Annotated in this window: 10 protein-coding genes; 4 read left to right on the top strand and 6 right to left on the bottom strand. The window is 56.9% G+C overall.

The window, feature by feature from the left end; genetic code table 11:
* Window positions 1–340: 340 nt before the first annotated feature.
* The 6 genes from NW849_RS12040 to sufR all read right to left on the bottom strand — a co-directional run bounded on the left by NW849_RS12040 (window position 341) and on the right by sufR (window position 7,610).
* The gene (locus tag NW849_RS12040) at window positions 341–2,641 is read right to left on the bottom strand and encodes a DUF1796 family putative cysteine peptidase (RefSeq protein WP_414357854.1); all 2,301 of its coding nucleotides are present in this window, start codon (window positions 2,639–2,641) and stop codon (window positions 341–343) included.
* A 309-nt stretch (window positions 2,642–2,950) separates the two neighbouring features.
* Window positions 2,951–4,300, bottom strand: a complete 1,350-nt coding sequence (locus tag NW849_RS12035; RefSeq protein ID WP_414357853.1) for a sensor histidine kinase — start codon at window positions 4,298–4,300, stop codon at window positions 2,951–2,953.
* Window positions 4,301–4,333: 33 nt separating this feature from the next.
* Window positions 4,334–4,915 carry a tRNA-(ms[2]io[6]A)-hydroxylase gene (locus tag NW849_RS12030; RefSeq protein WP_414342126.1) on the bottom strand — a complete coding sequence of 194 codons (582 nt, stop codon included), beginning with the start codon at window positions 4,913–4,915 and terminating at the stop codon, window positions 4,334–4,336.
* A gap of 30 nt (window positions 4,916–4,945) precedes the next feature.
* The gene (folB, locus tag NW849_RS12025; RefSeq protein WP_414357851.1) at window positions 4,946–5,392 is read right to left on the bottom strand and encodes a dihydroneopterin aldolase; all 447 of its coding nucleotides are present in this window, start codon (window positions 5,390–5,392) and stop codon (window positions 4,946–4,948) included.
* Window positions 5,393–5,533: 141 nt separating this feature from the next.
* Window positions 5,534–6,604 (bottom strand): 3-deoxy-7-phosphoheptulonate synthase, encoded by a 1,071-nt coding sequence (locus NW849_RS12020; protein WP_414357850.1) that lies wholly within the window; start codon window positions 6,602–6,604, stop codon window positions 5,534–5,536.
* Between the two features lie 289 nt (window positions 6,605–6,893).
* Complete coding sequence (gene sufR / locus NW849_RS12015) at window positions 6,894–7,610, bottom strand: iron-sulfur cluster biosynthesis transcriptional regulator SufR (RefSeq protein ID WP_414357848.1); 717 nt, start codon at window positions 7,608–7,610, stop codon at window positions 6,894–6,896.
* Between the two features lie 179 nt (window positions 7,611–7,789).
* Here sufR and sufB point away from each other — a divergent pair, with 179 nt between their 5' ends.
* The 4 genes from sufB (at window position 7,790) to sufD (ending at window position 11,955) form a co-directional block, all read left to right on the top strand.
* Window positions 7,790–9,226, top strand: coding sequence for a Fe-S cluster assembly protein SufB (sufB, locus tag NW849_RS12010; protein WP_414357846.1), 1,437 nt, complete (start codon window positions 7,790–7,792; stop codon window positions 9,224–9,226).
* 128 nt (window positions 9,227–9,354) lie between these two features.
* Window positions 9,355–9,753 carry a large-conductance mechanosensitive channel protein MscL gene (gene mscL, locus NW849_RS12005; protein WP_414357845.1) on the top strand — a complete coding sequence of 133 codons (399 nt, stop codon included), beginning with the start codon at window positions 9,355–9,357 and terminating at the stop codon, window positions 9,751–9,753.
* A gap of 97 nt (window positions 9,754–9,850) precedes the next feature.
* Window positions 9,851–10,666 carry a Fe-S cluster assembly ATPase SufC gene (sufC, locus tag NW849_RS12000; RefSeq protein ID WP_414357843.1) on the top strand — a complete coding sequence of 272 codons (816 nt, stop codon included), beginning with the start codon at window positions 9,851–9,853 and terminating at the stop codon, window positions 10,664–10,666.
* The gene (sufD, locus tag NW849_RS11995) at window positions 10,663–11,955 is read left to right on the top strand and encodes a Fe-S cluster assembly protein SufD (protein WP_414357841.1); all 1,293 of its coding nucleotides are present in this window, start codon (window positions 10,663–10,665) and stop codon (window positions 11,953–11,955) included. The genes sufC and sufD overlap by 4 nt, the downstream gene beginning before the upstream one ends.
* Window positions 11,956–12,119 lie beyond the last annotated feature (164 nt).

Raw genomic sequence — 12,119 nt, 5'->3', positions numbered from 1 at the left:
GGCCAGGAACTTCTTGAGTTTTCTCTATCTCGTCAGTGCTCTCTTTTGGCTCAAATGAAAGATCAACACAACCTAGGGTGAGACGCCTGGGCTACTGAGATAAAGCCTTCTGGCTTAGTGCATTATTGCTCCGCAATGCTGACGCGAAGACGCGACCAACGCTTTAGGTGCGGCTGCAGTGTCCTGGCTTGAATCGGAATGACCGTAATTTTTGATGGCTACAGCAGCAGCCATTCTTCCGGATCACAGTGAAGCAGCTCGCAGAGATCAAGCTCCTCTCTCCTGATTTTGGAAAGAGGGTTGGGTGTGAGGGACAATCTCTTAAACTTACTTAGAACACCTATAGTTGTGGGGGGCACCAAAAGAGATTTCGGGTAGAGACCCCCAAAGAATGGAGAATATCCCTCATCAGCCCTGTGCAGTACTTCCAATGCTCAGGATCTGCGCACATGCGGTCGGGATTCAACTCCATCTCATAATGAATAACATTGGGGATCTCGGCAAATTCATCAGAAGACTGAGGGGAAATAATCAGCAACAGAAAAGGCTTACCCCTGCGCTTGGCCGATAGCTTATCCATCAAGTCAGTAACGGCCTCTCGCCGGCAACCTCCTGTGCGCACAAACAAGACTTTATCAGCTTTTTCCAAAACATGCATAAAGCGCTTGGCGCGAGCAGCGTAGCGAGTTCGCATTCGCTCATAGATGGGATCCATATTCTGAAGTGGATCCTCCCCCTCTTCCACCTCATGGCCAAAGGAGAGGCCCGTCCACTTGCTGTGGTAAATTCGCCGATCTTCAGGACTGTAGTGCAAATATTGCGGATCCCACATGCCCTGAAACTCGTTGTGGATCATATCGGCCACATCAGCCAAATTGCTGGTGCGTGTCAAATCAAAAGGAAAGGCAGGCCCGTCATATTCCAACTTGTAGAGCAGCATTCGCACCGCGCAGCGATCCCCTAACGGCACAATGGCAACACGATGAATATCCGATAATTTGCAGGTGTATTCCAGCAGCATGACCGATTCGGGAGCAGTCTTTACCCGGCTTTCGAGGCCGCCTTCCCCGATCATCAAGGTGCGGAAGAGAGCTTCCCGGTGGCTCGGATCTTCGTAAACACCCATCGGCATGGCTTTGAGAGCAGCCCGCACTTCCTTCCACATGGGGTGGATGTTGTACTCGTGATTGCTCTGGTTGATCACGCACAGGCGAGGTATGGGATCAGAAGAGCCTTCTGAGGATCCACTGAGCTTGAGAAGGATCAACGATCCATCCTCGAAGATCGTTTCTACTGCTGCTGAGGAAAAGAACTGGGCTACTGGGGAGAAGACAAGATCGGCATCCGCAGGAATGGAGAGGGTTGTTTGCACTGAACCATCTTCTCGTATGGAAAGTGAATATAGGGTCGCATCCCCTATCCTTTCATCGCTTCTGCCAACATACAGACCCGGTTGTAGACGTGCTTTTTGGAAAGCGGCTTGCAAAGGCTGCCAAGTGGGCGTGATGGTATAGGGATAGGGAGTTACATTCACGATGCGAAATTGATTTTTGCCCGTCTCTACGGTTACCCAAAAACCATGCTCCTCTTCAAAAATGACCTGCTCCCCAATGGGTTGAGGGAGCTTGCCACGAGCCGAGCTAACTTGGCTGGGATCCAGAAGAGAGAGATCGATGGCCTCAAACATGACCTGATGACCCTTGGAATTGGGGTGAGCTGGGTCAAAAGCAAGGTCTGGTTTCCAGCGGCCCTGTCCATCTTCCAAATGAGGCAGCCAATTGAACACAGGGCATCCCCAGCTGAGCATTCTTTGCTGAGTTTCTTGCAAAAGAAGATGCTGTTCTGGGCCGTAGTTTGCATGGGGATAAACCCCTCCCAGAACTGGCAAGGCTCCAATGTCTTGAATTCGCTGAATTAGCCGCTGCAGGCCGTTTTCAAACCGCCTCTGCAGGGCGCGGCGATGCTGGGGCAAGGCCGATACCAAGCCTTCATTTCCCAAGGACAGGGCAACAATAACGACATCAGGACGTTCAGGGATCACTACCTGTTCAAACCGCAACAGAGTTCGGCTGACGTTTGCCCCCAGTTCAGAGAGATTTCGCACTTGATGGCCATAGCGTTCTTGCAGAGCTTTCTGCAACAGCCAAGCCCAACCTCGCAACAGCCAAGCGCTGCACCCCAGGGCAACGGAGCTGCCCAAAATGACGACTTTTAGCCCTTGCGGATTTTCCGGTTCGACCTCAGGAATGGGATCGGCAAAATAGCCGTAAGGATAGGCAGGGATCTGGCCAAACTCTCCATCCTCGACAATCAAAACTGCCGGTAAAGGTTCTGGTTCAAGGGGCACCCAGCGATTGACAGCGGTGGATTCCCAAATCACTTCGCCACCGGCTTGCACGCGCAGATATCGGTACTCCACTCGAGGAGTTTCTTTTAAACATCCACTGTAGGGTAACAGCGGGCCGGGCGCGCCATCTGCCGGGCTCAACGGCAACTCTACCCACCACAGCGGATAGCGAGTCGGATCCGTTTGCAGCCAAATGCAATGGCAGGGATCCCAGGAGCCCAATTTTGCGCTGGATCCCACCAAGGCAATTCTCTCGCCCGGCTGGGTGATGGCACGAACCTGGAAGCGATACATAACGTTTTCCTGGCACAGGATTCAATGGGAAATTGTGGGGCTGCGCGGGCGGACTGCACTCACTCATCACCCAATCAACAGCTCAGCAGCCGGCTGAGAAGGGCAAGAGCCTGGGATCCGATCCCATCTCTGCCGTTTTATCGGGGAAAAAGAGAGATTCTTAAATCTGGAAAGCAAAGGTTAAGAGAAGGTCTTTGACACCCAGAAATTCAGTTCAACCGGGCCAATACGGTTCTGAATAAAAACCAAGTCAATTTTCGGCTTAAAGCTAGCATATTGACTGAGGACTGTCTGTTTTCCAGAGCACTTTCAGACCCTCTCTGGGGTACAGATTTCCAACTGTCGCTGCGGCAAAATGACCTCAAAGCTGGATCCCTGGCCCAGCTTACTCTCCACCTGCACTTGACCTTGATGCTGCTGGGCAATGCTTCTGACAATTGCCAGCCCCAAACCTGACCCTGAGAGGCGACCGGGATCCCCGCTGCGAGCCGGATCTGCTCGATAAAAGCGATCGAACACATGGGGCAGAGCCTGGGGGGGGATCCCTGGCCCGGTATCTTGTACCCGCACCACCAGCTCTGGGGATCCGGAGCGCAGCCGTTGTTCCAGCCTCACCTGCACCTCTCCTTGCGGGGGAGTGTGGAGAAGGGCGTTTTCAATCAGGTTGGTGAACAGGCGGGCCAATTGATCTTCATCTCCCCAAAAACCGAAGGGATCCACTTGGGCGGGAGAAGGTTCCGTCCCGCTCTCAGGGGCAGCAATCTCCAGCTTCAAGCGGATCTGTTTTTGGTTGGCCAGGCCCTGCAGCTCCTCCACCACCTGCAGCAGCAGAGCATCCAGCGCACAGCAACGGGGTTGGAAAGGCACCATACCGCTGTCGTGGCGGGCCAGAAACAGCAGGTCATCCACCAGGCGACCCAGCCGCAAACACAGCCGCTCCACCATCTGCCAGCGCTGACGGGTGTCGGCATCCAATTGGGAATCTGCCAAAGCCACCTGTACCGCGGTTTGGATGCTGGCCAAGGGGCTGCGCAGCTCGTGGGAGGCATCGGCGGTAAATTGCTTGAGCTGCTGATAAGACTGCCGGATGGGCTGCATGGCCAGGCCGGAGAGCATCCAGCCAATGGCCCCCACACCCGTCAAACCGGCCACCACCCACAGGGAAAGATCCCGGATCAACTGTCGCGTTGGCTTGCTCACCTCAAACCAAGGATGGCTGACCCGCAGATAGCCCAGCAGCTTCCCACCGGCCACAATCGGCTCGGTGAACTGGCGCAGCCAATACCCAGGGGCGATACGGGCAGTGTGCAGGGATCCCTCGGTCAACAGGGGGGCAGGGATCCCGCCGGGTACCGTGGACCAGATGAGCGTTCCCTGAGGGCCGAACCACTCCAAGTCGATGTGATCGTCCTCTAGGGTGCTGGGATCATCCCGAAAGCTGGCCTCTAAGCTGCGGCGGGCCTGCTGCGGATCCAAGAGGCTCTCATCCACCACCAAAGACCGCTCGACAATCTCCACCACATGGCCAAGGGTATCGTCCACCCGCTCGATCAGGGTTGACTGCACGTACCAATAGAAGCTGCCGGCAAACAACAGCAGCAACACTGCCGTAACCGTTGTATACCAGAAGGCCAACCACTGCCGCGTCGCTTGGAACATGGGAGCTGCACCGCGGGGGGAAACGGAGTGGGGCTAGCTGTGAACACGGGGTTCGGGGTGAAGGGAAGACAAGATCTCGGCCTCCACCTGGAGTAGAGTATCGAGCCGCTCCTGCACCTGATCGGCGGGAAACTGCTCCAACGCCAAATCCAAATAAAGCTGCCAATGGCGCTCCTCCGCAGCCGCCAGCCAGAGATAAAACTGCCGCAGCTCTGGGTCGGGCGCGTGGATCCCCAACAGGCCCAAGCGTTCGTGGCTGCGGGCCTCGATAATGGCTGCCACCAGCAGGGTATCCAACAGATGCTCCGGCTCGGAGCGGCGCAGGTGTTGGTTCAGACGACCGGCATAGGGCGCAGCCGACAAGGGCTTGATGGGGATCCCCAGCCGTTGCAGGTGGCGATGCACCCGCTCAAAATGCTGCAGCTCCTCCCGCGCCAGCGGCGAGAGGGTTTCCACCAAACGCCCGTTAGCCGGGTAGCGAAAGAGCAGACTGAGGGCGTTGCCCGCTGCTTTTTTCTCACAGTTGGCGTGGTCTAGCAAGACCAGATCGATGTGCCGGATGGCCTGGTCGATCCAGTCCTTAGAGGTAGGAGAGGCGAGTTCTAGAACAAGCACAAGGTCGGTAGAAAAGGGCTAAGAGAAGTTTTAGGGACGAACGATCTCCACAGTAACCCGCCCCGTCAGCTCCGGGATCGGGGGATGACACTTGGTCAATCGGATCTTAGCTTTGCTGGCCCCTGTCTCCCGCAGCACCATTTCGGCAATCGCCTCCGCCAAGCTCTCGATCAGCACAAACTGATTGCTTTTCACCAGTTCCGCAATCCCGGCCACTGCAGAACGGTAGTCGAGGCTATCACACAGTTGGCCGCTGAGAGCAGCCGGGCGCAGATCCGCCCACAACTCGAAATCCACCTCAAACCATTGCCCCAAAGCCCGTTCCGCCTCATCAAAACCGGTATAACCGTAGTAGCGCAGGCCGGAGACGATCAGCCGATCTCGCAACTGCTCGGGGGGTCGCCGAGGGATCCGATCGGGATCCGGATAGGGCTGCTGACCGTCGCTGCTAACACTGGTGGGGATCTGTAGCTCCATCACAACCTCCCAGCTCGACCTGGAGACCCTATCCCGCAGGGCCTGGCGAAACAACGAAACCTTGGCTCGACCCTAGGAGCAGGCTGCCCCTTGTCCCCATTTCCTTTTTGATTCTTTAACAAACTCCGGGATCCCCGTCCCTCAGCGGCTGAGGGCCAACGCTCTTCCCTCTACGGTCGCCGCCATCTCCCGCAACAGATCTTCCGTCTCTTCCCAGCCGATGCAGCCATCGGTGATGGAAACCCCGTACTGGAGCGGTGCCCCCTCATGCCAGGTTTGCTTGCCCGGATAGAGGTTGCTCTCCAGCATCAGTCCCATCAAAGCCCGCTGCCCCGCCTGGTACTGCTGTAGCACCGCCCGACAGACGGATCCCTGGTTGCGGTAATTTTTGTGGGAGTTGTCATGGGAGCAGTCCACCATCACCGAGCGAGGGATCCCTTGATCCTTCATCAGCAGTGCTGCCCGCGCCACATCTTCCGGGCCGTAGTTGGTCTTGCCCCCTCCCCCCCGCAACACAATGTGTCGATCCGGGTTGCCGGTGGTTTTTACCAAAGCCGTCATGCCATCTTGGCCAATGCCCAAGAAACTGTGGGGATGGCTGGCGGAGAGGATGGCATTGAGAGCGATTTCCAGCCGTCCATCGGTGCCGTTTTTGAAGCCCACAGGCATGGAGAGACCGCTGGCCATTTCCCGGTGAGTTTGGCTTTCGATGGTTCTGGCGCCAATGGCCGCCCAGCTCACCAGATCCGCCGTGTATTGAGGGGTCACCGGATCCAGCATCTCGGTAGCACAGGCCAGGCCCAGCTCGTTGATCTGCAGGAGAATGGAACGGGCCAGTTGCAAGCCGGTGGCAATGTCGCACGAACCATCCAGGTGGGGATCGTTGATCAGGCCCTTCCAGCCCACCGTGGTGCGGGGTTTCTCAAAATACGTGCGCATAACGATCACCAGGTGCTCCCGAGTTTGGTCGGCCACCCGCTTGAGGCGATGGGCATACTCCAGAGCCGCTGCGGGATCGTGGATGGAACAGGGGCCGACGATCACCACCAAGCGATGGAGATCCCGTCCGTGGATGATGTCGCGGATGGCTTGCCGAGTGGAGAGCACCACTTGCGCTGCCGTTTCCGTAAGGGGCAGCTTGGCCTTGACAGCAGCAGGGGCAATCAAGGGAGTCACCTCTTGGATGTTGCAATTGTCGGTTTGGGGGGGCATGGAACTGTCCTTAGTGTGCAAGTGGGTGGATGGGGTCGTCGAGCCATCAAAAAAGCCCTGGCGCTGGGCTCAGGGCTTCAGGACTGACTCGGGTAAACCTAGGTCTTTAGTTTACGCGCCACCCTTCCGCCCTGGTCGTTGCCAGGGAAAGGTAAAGTAGCCAAAAAAGGAAGCGCGCCAGACCATGCGGAGAGCAAACTTAAAACCTGTACGAGATAACTATACCCGAAAAAACCTCGTTTGACACCTCAGGGATCCGGTTTCCTGGCGGAGAGACCAGCGGGAAGTCTTAAGCCGACCGAGCCGCCGGCTTGGCAATCCAGTAGCCGCAGGGGTGTTCTCCCTGCACCTGCCAGGTGATGCGCTCTACTCGGCAATCGGGCAAGGCGGCAGCAAACATCTCCAGCTCGTGGCCGCAGACGCTGGGAAAGGTGTGGGCAATCTGGGCAATGGCGCAATTGTGCTCAACCAACACATACTGCTCGACGTAATACTCGGATCCCTCTGCTGCCATCGGCACAGTCAGGTCGGCAGGATAGGGGTAGTACTCCGCCATGTAACCCTCTGCCTGGCGCAACTGCACCAAACGCTCCAGCCGCTCCCGCAGGGATCCGGATCCCAGCTGGGCCTGATACTCCCGGGCTTTGCGCTGCCACTGGTGGTGGAGAAGGGATCCCATCTGCTCGGATCCCAGAGTTTCGGCCAGGGTGTTGAGCAGACCAAGGGCAAACTCATCGTAGCTGGCGGGAAATTGCTCTTCTCCCAAGGGACTGAGCTGATAGAGATGCTGGGGGCGGCCTAGGCCATTGGGTTGAGCGATATGTTGGATCAACCCCTCTGCCTCCAGATCCTTGAGGTGGCGGCGGATGGCCTGGGGAGAAATGCGCAGGTGCTCTGCCAGCGTTTGGGCGTTGGCCTGCCCCGCCTTGCGCAGGTAGACCAAGATGGCCTGCTTACTCGAAGCGGGTTGAGCGACCTGCCCGGTGATCTTGCGCGTGCTGTCCACCCTCGCCCTCCTGGTTAGACTGGGTTAATCGGCTGCCGCTGCCAGCACAGCTCTCTGCTATTTTGACAACGGGATCATTGCTAAAGTAACCTGAGGATCAGTTAAACAACAACTCTGTTGTTTTATTTGGCCATCTAGCTTGGTCGCGTTTCTACCCTGTCACTCTCTGAGAGCCATCCATGTCTACAAGTGTCCGCGCCCTGGTCAACCAGCCCTACAAGTACGGCTTTGTAACCGACATCCCCTCTGAGTCGATTGGCAAAGGCTTGAACGAAGAGGTGATTCGGCAGATCTGGGCCAAGAAAGGGGAGCCGGACTTTATGCTAGAGTTCCGGCTGCGGGCCTACCGCCAGTGGCTGAAGATGAGCGAGCCCACCTGGCCCAACGTCAGCTACCCGCCCATTGACTACCAAAACATTGTCTACTACTCGGCCCCCAAGGTGCAGCCCAAGAAAAAGAGCCTGGACGAAGTGGATCCGGTGCTGTTGGAGACCTTCGAGAAATTGGGGATCCCCTTGTCTGAACAGAAGCGGCTGGCCAATGTGGCGGTGGATGCCATCTTCGACAGCGTTTCGGTAGCCACCACCTTCCGGGAAAAGCTGGCCAAGGAAGGCGTGATTTTCTGCTCCATGTCAGAGGCGCTGCGGGAGTATCCGGAGCTGGTGCGCAAGTACTTGGGCAGTGTGGTTCCCATTGCCGATAACTACTACGCGGCGCTGAACTCGGCGGTGTTTAGCGATGGCTCCTTTGTCTATGTGCCCAAAGGGGTGCGCTGCCCGATGGAGCTCTCCACCTATTTCCGCATCAACAACGGCGAATCGGGCCAGTTTGAGCGCACCCTGATCATTGCCGACGAGGGATCCTACGTCAGCTACTTGGAAGGGTGTACTGCCCCCATGTTCGACACCAACCAACTGCATGCGGCGGTGGTGGAGCTGATCGCCCTAGACAATGCCGAGATCAAGTACTCGACGGTACAGAACTGGTATGCCGGCGACGAAAACGGCAAAGGGGGCATTTATAACTTTGTAACCAAGCGCGGCCTGTGTCAGGGGGCAAACTCCAAGATCTCCTGGACGCAAGTGGAGACCGGCTCCGCCATCACCTGGAAGTACCCCAGCTGTGTGCTGGTGGGGGAAAACTCGGTGGGCGAATTTTACTCGGTTGCCCTCACCAACCACTACCAGCAGGCCGATACCGGCACCAAGATGATTCACGTGGGCCGCAACACCCGCAGCAAAATTATCTCCAAAGGGATCTCGGCTGGGCACTCCAAAAACAGCTACCGCGGCCTGGTCAAAATCGGGCCGAAAGCGGAAGGTGCCCGCAACTTTTCCCAGTGCGATTCCATGTTGATTGGGGATCAGTGCAGCGCCAACACCTTCCCCTATATTGAGGTGCAAAACAACACCGCCAAAGTGGAGCACGAAGCTTCCACCTCCAAGATTGGAGAGGAGCAATTGTTCTATTTCCAGTCGCGCGGGATCGGCATGGAAGATGCCGTGTCCATGATCATCAGCGGCTTCTGCCGAGAGGTGTTCAACCAATTGCCGATGGAGTTTGCCGTAGAAGCCGATCGGTTGCTGAGCCTGAAGTTAGAGGGATCCGTCGGCTAGGGGATTGTTCCCGACGTGAAGCTAAGCAGCTGGGGAGAGGCTACTGACATCAGTGGGATTTCAGGAGAGGGGTGACTCCCAAGGCAGAGAGGTTTTGAACTATAAAGGCTAGGCAGGAGAAGTTCCCTATGCGGGCATTTCTGGAGGAGTTCAAAAACTTTATTAGCCGGGGCAATGCCTTAGATTTGGCTGTTGGCGTTGTTATTGGAGGTGCTTTTGGGAAGATCGTGACTTCTTTCGTAGCAGATCTATTTACTCCGGTTTTAGGCTTGATTATTGGTGGAGTGAACTTCCAGCACTTGGCCTGGGAAATCGGTGGAAGTCCTGAAGACCCAGTTACGATTAACTACGGTAGCTTTCTGCAAGCTGTGTTTGATTTTGTGATTATCGCTTTTGCCATCTTCTTACTGGTGAAGGCGATCAACACCCTACAGCGAAAGGAGGAAGAATCTCCTCCCACATTGCCCCCACCAGAAGTGGTTTTGCTGACAGAGATCCGGGATATCCTCAATCGCCACTCCCAATAGAGCTATAGGGGATCCTTAGGCCCAAAATCCAAACCTGGTTTAGGGATCCCTTAACTTTTCAGCTCCTGCCCTTCGGTGTCAACCCTAGAGTCTAGCCATGATCCGTGAAAACAGCCCTGTCATCTTATCCGTTCGAGATCTCAGCGCCGAGATCGACGGCACCCCCATTCTCAAGGGGTTGAGCCTGGAAATTCGCGCCGGAGAAATCCACGCCATCATGGGCCCCAATGGCTCTGGAAAAAGCACTTTTTCCAAGATCTTAGCCGGCCACCCTGACTACAGGGTGACGGGGGGCGAGATCCTCTACCTGGGAAAAAATCTCTTGGAGATGGAGCCAGAAGAGAGGGCTTGGGCAGGGATCTTTTTGGCATTTCAATACCCCATCGAAATCCCAGGGGTGAGCAACTTGGATTTCCTGCGCGCCGCCTACAACGCTCGCCAGAAATATCGGGATCAGCCGGAACTGGATGCTCTGGATTTTGACGACCTGGTACGGGAAAAGTTGGATATTGTCAAAATGGATCCCGTTTTTTTGGAGCGCTCTGTGAATGAGGGCTTTTCCGGCGGCGAGAAAAAGCGCAACGAGATCCTGCAAATGGCGGTGTTGGAGCCTACGCTGGCCATTTTGGACGAGACGGATTCCGGTCTGGATATCGACGCGCTGCGCATTGTGGCCCACGGCATCAACCGACTGGCCGGCCCTGAGAATGCCATGCTCTTGATCACCCACTACCAACGCTTGCTGGACTATGTAACCCCCGACCACGTGCATGTGATGGAAGGGGGGCGTATTGTCATCAGCGGGGACAAGACCTTGGCGCTGGAGCTGGAAGAACGGGGCTACGACTGGATCAAAACTCAGTTGGGCCAAGAATCAGCAGCCGCAACATCCCGGCGGGAGGAAGAGGGATGAGCGCCACCTTGCCCAAACCTTTCGCCCCAGAGAGCCGCCTATTCCTGGAGCACATCCTCGGCCAAATCCCCGAAAGGCAGGATCCCTACACCACCCTTAGGCAGCAGGCCCGCGCCCAATTGGCCGAACTGGGGATCCCGACCCCACGGGAAGAGGATTGGAAATACAGCGATCTCTCGCCACTGCTGGCCCACAAGTTTCGCCTGGCTGCCGCGGGGGATCCGTCTCTGGATGCGGCAACCCTAGAACCTTGGCTTTGGCCGGAAGCCAGCTATAGCCGCGCCGTGTTCGTCAACGGCTACTTTGCCCCCCAGCTTTCTGATTTGAGCGGCCTGCCCACCGCTTTGCAGGTGATCCCTTTAGCCCAAGCCCCAGGGGAGTTGCTGCAAACCCTGGCCAAGACGGATGTGTTTACGGCCCTCAACACCGCTCATCTGGGAGATGGGATCCAGATTGGCCTACAGCCCGGCCAGGAAGTTCCGTCACCGCTGCACCTGCTGTTCATAACGGTGGCTCCTGAGGGAGAGGCCGTTTTGGCCCAGCCCCGCTGCCTGCTGTCTTTGCAAGCCCACAGCTCCCTCACGCTGATCGAAGATCATGTATCCCTGGGATCCGGGATCCCCTTTGGCAACGCGGTTACGGAGATCGCCCTGGCAGAGGGATCTCGTTTGCACCATGTGATTTTGCAAAGGCAGGGATCCCCAGCCTTCCACATCAACAAGACCGCCGTGCGCCAAAGCTGCGACAGCCACTACCGCCTCCAGGCGATTCAGTGGGGATCCCAGTTTTCTCGCCACAACCTGGAGATCACCCAAGCCGGAGCCCAGGCCCACACCCAACTGCAGGGGCTAACGCTGCTGAAGGGATCCCAGCACAGCGACACCCACTCCCGCCTGGTGCATCAGGCCCCCCACGGCAGCAGCCGCCAATTGCACAAGTGCATTGTGGACGAGACGGCCCATGCGGTCTTCAGCGGACGGATTCTGGTGAGCCGAGAGGCCCAACTGACGGACGCCGCCCAGACCAACCGCAACCTGCTCCTAGGCCCCAAAGCGCGGGTCAACACCCAGCCACAACTGGAGATCTTTGCCGACAACGTCAAGTGTGCCCACGGGGCCACCGTCAGCCAACTGGAGGCGGAAGAGATCTTTTATCTGCAAAGCCGGGGTATTCCCCAAGCTGAGGCCAGGCAACTTCTCACCTGCGCTTTTGCAGCAGAAGCCCTGGAAGGGATCCCTTTGGCTTGGCTTCCCACCCTGGTGGCCCGCCGGTTGGCTGGGATCCCGTGAATCCAATCAATTCCAATAACAATAATAAGTTGTTGCTCCCCCATTACCCTCAAGAGTGACCAGACTTGGGCGTAATGGATAGGCAGCAGTAAACTACCCGGCTCCGACCGCTAAGCGGTACGGAGCGGGCTTTCAGTAGCCCTGAGCCTGTTCTGCTCTACCAG

The sequence above is a fragment of the Synechococcus sp. R55.3 genome, assembly GCF_047461975.1.
Lineage (GTDB): Bacteria > Cyanobacteriota > Cyanobacteriia > Thermostichales > Thermostichaceae > Thermostichus.
The sequence above is the reverse complement of the archived record's forward strand: the minus strand, read 5'-3'. Positions and strand labels throughout refer to the sequence as shown.

Bases quoted from the DNA above. Each gene is read 5' to 3' on its own strand.
- sufC (WP_414357843.1), top strand. From the start codon at position 9,851: ATGATCCGTGAAAACAGCCCTGTCATCTTATCCGTTCGAGATCTCAGC.
- NW849_RS12035 (WP_414357853.1), bottom strand. From the start codon at position 4,300: ATGTTCCAAGCGACGCGGCAGTGGTTGGCCTTCTGGTATACAACGGTT.
- NW849_RS12020 (WP_414357850.1), bottom strand. From the start codon at position 6,604: ATGCCCCCCCAAACCGACAATTGCAACATCCAAGAGGTGACTCCCTTG.
- mscL (WP_414357845.1), top strand. From the start codon at position 9,355: ATGCGGGCATTTCTGGAGGAGTTCAAAAACTTTATTAGCCGGGGCAAT.
- folB (WP_414357851.1), bottom strand. From the start codon at position 5,392: ATGGAGCTACAGATCCCCACCAGTGTTAGCAGCGACGGTCAGCAGCCC.
- NW849_RS12040 (WP_414357854.1), bottom strand. From the start codon at position 2,641: ATGTATCGCTTCCAGGTTCGTGCCATCACCCAGCCGGGCGAGAGAATT.
- sufD (WP_414357841.1), top strand. From the start codon at position 10,663: ATGAGCGCCACCTTGCCCAAACCTTTCGCCCCAGAGAGCCGCCTATTC.
- sufB (WP_414357846.1), top strand. From the start codon at position 7,790: ATGTCTACAAGTGTCCGCGCCCTGGTCAACCAGCCCTACAAGTACGGC.